The organism is Humidesulfovibrio sp., from assembly GCF_030689645.1.
Lineage (GTDB): Bacteria > Desulfobacterota > Desulfovibrionia > Desulfovibrionales > Desulfovibrionaceae > Humidesulfovibrio.
This window is the reverse complement of record NZ_JAUYFU010000049.1, coordinates 1-3,727: the sequence shown is the minus strand read 5'-3', so window position 1 is coordinate 3,727 and position 3,727 is coordinate 1. Positions and strand designations below refer to the sequence as shown.

The window sequence follows — 3,727 nt, the reverse complement described above, 5'->3', positions numbered from 1 at the left end:
GGCGGCGGCGGCGGCGGCGGCGGCGGCGGTGGCGGTGGCGGCGGTGGCGGCGGCGGTGGTCGCTAAGCGCTGATGCGCAAAAGGGCCGGACCTCCATCGCGGAAGTCCGGCCCTGTGCAATGGCGTGGGGTGGAGACTAGGCCTTGTCTGCCTCGCCTTCCTTCTTGAACACGATGAGCGGGCAGTTCTTGCAGATGTCCGCACCGGGGAAGGGCTCGCCGAGGCGGGTGATGGACGCCCCGCCCTTTTCGTCGATGCGCTTCTGCAGACGCTCAACCAGGGGCTGCATGTGCCCGCCCGGAATGGCCACGTTGATCTCGCCGCGCTCGGTCTTGCCCGCGTTGTAGCTGCCGCTGCAAGCCAGGAACAGATTGGCCTGCTTTTCGTTGTAAGCGAAGACGTTGCCGCCGCAGGCGGCGGAGTTCACGCTCATGGACGGGCGGAAGGGATGCACGTCCTGGGTGGCCATCCAGTCGCCCAGAATGTGGTAGGCCTGCATGTTGTCGCAATAGAAGTGCACAACATCCGGCGTGCCTACGGTCATGGCCAGGGGGCCGACGGCCACGGCCAGCAGAGTGTTTTCGGGCAGCCTGGGCTTGCCTGCCACCACGCGCTTGGCCTGGTCGGCGTCGACACAGTACTTGATGTGGCTCTTCGCCTCGCCTTCATCCAGCCCTTTCCAGCCGAACACGAACTGGGCGTTGGTGCAGCCCAGCTTCTCGCGCTCCAGCAGCACGGTGATGCCTTCCATGCGCGCGCCGATCTCGGCCTGGCAGAAGGTCAGCGGCTTCACGGGAGAGTAGTGGGGCTGGTCCTTGCGGAAGGCGTCCAGCTCGGCCTGATTGAAGAAATACTTAATGGCCACTGGGTAATGCATGAGCCGGAGCTCGCGCATGAGCAGTTCCTGCATTTTCACGAAGTCGGGGGCGGACATGGATACTCCTTTTGATTCCGGCTGCTGGCTTCATACCGCACGGGGAGCGGCGGGCCGGGTCGTTCCGGCTGGTGGTAATTAATCCTGTCTATGTGGTGCGTCAATGCGTACTTGGGTTGGGATTAAATGCCCCTTCGCCGGGGAGTGCGTCCTATTCCGGTATTGTAGGGGTCGCCGCAAAGCGAGGCTCGTGCAGCGGCAGCAGGATGTCCGCCGCCTGCTTCACCTTCAGCATGACGTCATAGGCCTGGTAGGCGTTCACCACCGTGCCGCAGGGGATGACCTCCATCTCCATGGCCTTGACCTCCTTGGGCGGGGTCAGGTTGTCCATGATGACGCAGAACCCGGTGATGGCGGCCACGCCCTTCGCCGTGTCGATGAGCACGGTGAGCCCGCCCTCGGTGTGTGCCGGGGTGTGCATCACGCGCACGCCGGGCACGATTTCCGCGTCGCCGCTGAGCACCTCGAGCTGGCCGTTCTCCTCCACGTCGGTGATGTAGTCTTCCAGGTAACGGTAATCCAGCGGGTGCGGGTCGTGAATGTGCCTGAGCTCGGCCTCGTGCACGTAGATGCGCGCATTGACGCACTTGTAGTCGTTTTCGCAGTGGTCGTTGTGCAGGTGGGTGTGGATGACGATGTCGATGTCCTCGGGCTTCAGGCCGTACTGGGCCAGGCCGGACTCGAATGTGTGGATTTTTCCGCCGATGGCGGCCTCGCGCTCCGGGCTGATGATGGGCTGCATCTCGCCGGTGTCCACCAGGATCTTCTTGTCGCCGCCCTCCAGATACCAGCAGTAGATGGGAATGGTGTACGGCTTGCCGTAGGCGTGCTGGTAGGTCATCATGCCATGGTCGAAAATCTTCGTGCCCATAACGATGGGGTGGATGACGAATTGGGGCATGCGTTCCTCCTGTGCTGTGGGTGCTGTCTGTATATCCTGCGGATCGGCGGGGAATATAGCAGAGGGTTCGGCGGCGGGCAAGATGCTTGGTTAAACGTCAGCGCATGCTCCCGGATTACTTTGAATTCATGATGAATTCCATGATCGTCTGCACGCAGGTATCAACGGGGTGCCGAGCCGTCTCGATGCACAGGTCGGGGTCGGTGGGCGGTTCATAAGGGGCGTCCAGTCCGGTGTATCCCTGTATGTCGCCCTGCCTGGCCTTGCGGTAGTTTTGCTTGGGATCGCGCTCCATGCAGGCGGCAATGGGGCAGCGCAGATATATCTCGTGGTACAGGCCGCCCAGACGTTCCCGCAGCTGTGCGCGCATGTCCTGGTATGGCGTGATGAATGCGCACAGGCAGACGTGATTCTGCAAGGCGGCAAGGCGGGCCATCTCCCCGGCGCGGCGGATGTTCTCGCGCCTGTCTTCGGCGCAGAAGCCAAGGTCTGCGCACAATCCCGCCCGCAACGCGTCCCCATCCAGCACAAGGCAATTGCGCCCTGCGGCCGCAAGTCGTTCCGCGACGGCAAGGCTCAAGGTGGTTTTGCCGGAGCCGGAAAGGCCTGTGAACCAGTAGACGCCTGCGGGGAAGCGGTTCAAGTGCATGCTCCTCTGATGCGATTGGAAGGCAGGGCGAAAAGCCCTTGTCCATTGCCAGATTTCGCTGAGTCCGTTGACAGTAAAACTCTCCAAGGGTAGCAGAAGTGCGGTTTCTCATGCAGTTTTTCTATGGGTCGAAACACCGCCGTGGTCAAGGCGGAATAACCAGGGCAGCAACGCGCAAGGGGACAGCATGATCTTCAACATCCACTTTATTTCTGGTCTGCCCAGGTCGGGCTCAACCCTGCTCTGCGCCCTTTTGCGCCAGAATCCCCGCTTCACCGCTGCCATGACCAGCCCTGTGGCCTCGTTGTGCACCGCCATGCATGAGGGGATGTGCGGCGGCGAGTTCGGCGTGTTCTTCGACGATGCGCGCCGCAAGACCATGCTGAAGGGCGTCTTCGATAGCTATTACGGAGAGGATGCCACCGGTCGCGTGATCTTCGACACCAACCGGGTGTGGACCGCCAGGATGGCGCTGCTGGATACCATGTACCCCGGGGCGCGCATCATCTGCTGCGTGCGCGACGTGGCCTGGATCATCGACAGCGTGGAGCGGATGCTGCAAAAGAACCCGCTGCAGCTCTCGCGCATTTTCGACTATCAGCCGGGCAACTCCATCTACGCCCGCGCGGAAACCCTCATGAACGCCGACTCCGGGCTCATCGGCCGAGCCCTGAGCGCCCTGCGCGAGGCCTGGTTCGGCGACTTCGCCTCCCGGCTCATCGTGGTGCCCTACGACACCCTGGCCCGCGAGCCAAAGCAGACCCTGGAGCGCCTCTATGCGGAGCTTGGAGAAACGCCCTTTGAGCACAATCTGAACAAGGTCATTTATGACGAGCCGGACTTTGACGCCAACCTGGGCATGCCTGGCCTGCACAAGGTGCGCGAGAAAGTGGAATACCGCGAGCGGCAGTCCGTCCTGCCTCCAGACATCTCGGCCCGGCTGGCCCCGGCAAATTTCTGGCAGCAGCCCGAACTCAACGTGCGGGGCGTGACGATCCTTTGATCGTGTTGGTGAAGGGGCAACCGCAGGACAGCATTTGCTACAGGAAAGACGATTTGGGTGGTTGACAATTGTTTATGGGTATTGTTAAGTATTTCATGTTTCTTCATGGCTCCTGATCGGGGCATGGTGGAACAACAAAATTTGCCAAACCTGGAGCCCTATGAAACGCCTGCTCGTCTCCACTGCCCTCTGCCTGACCCTTGCCGTCAGCAAGCCCGCTCTGGCCGCGGATCTGACCGG

The 3,727-nt window shown here is 61.8% G+C and carries 4 protein-coding genes; 1 reads left to right on the top strand and 3 read right to left on the bottom strand.

From position 1 onward, the window contains the following. Positions 1 to 136: 136 nt before the first annotated feature. From Q8O35_RS08375 to cysC, 3 genes are all read right to left on the bottom strand, one after another. On the bottom strand, positions 137 to 934 hold the full coding sequence (locus tag Q8O35_RS08375) for a DUF169 domain-containing protein (protein WP_305572199.1): 798 nt from the start codon (positions 932 to 934) through the stop codon (positions 137 to 139). A 151-nt stretch (positions 935 to 1,085) separates the two neighbouring features. After that, a complete protein-coding gene (locus tag Q8O35_RS08370; protein WP_305572198.1) occupies positions 1,086 to 1,835 on the bottom strand; it encodes an N-acyl homoserine lactonase family protein in 750 nt (249 codons plus the stop codon). 115 nt (positions 1,836 to 1,950) lie between these two features. Next, entirely contained in the window at positions 1,951 to 2,484 is a 534-nt protein-coding gene (gene cysC, locus Q8O35_RS08365) for an adenylyl-sulfate kinase (RefSeq protein ID WP_305572197.1), read from the bottom strand. A 187-nt stretch (positions 2,485 to 2,671) separates the two neighbouring features. Between cysC and Q8O35_RS08360 the strand changes: the two genes are divergently transcribed. Continuing rightward, on the top strand, positions 2,672 to 3,487 hold the full coding sequence (locus Q8O35_RS08360; protein WP_305572196.1) for a sulfotransferase: 816 nt from the start codon (positions 2,672 to 2,674) through the stop codon (positions 3,485 to 3,487). The last annotated feature ends 240 nt before the right edge of the window (positions 3,488 to 3,727 follow it).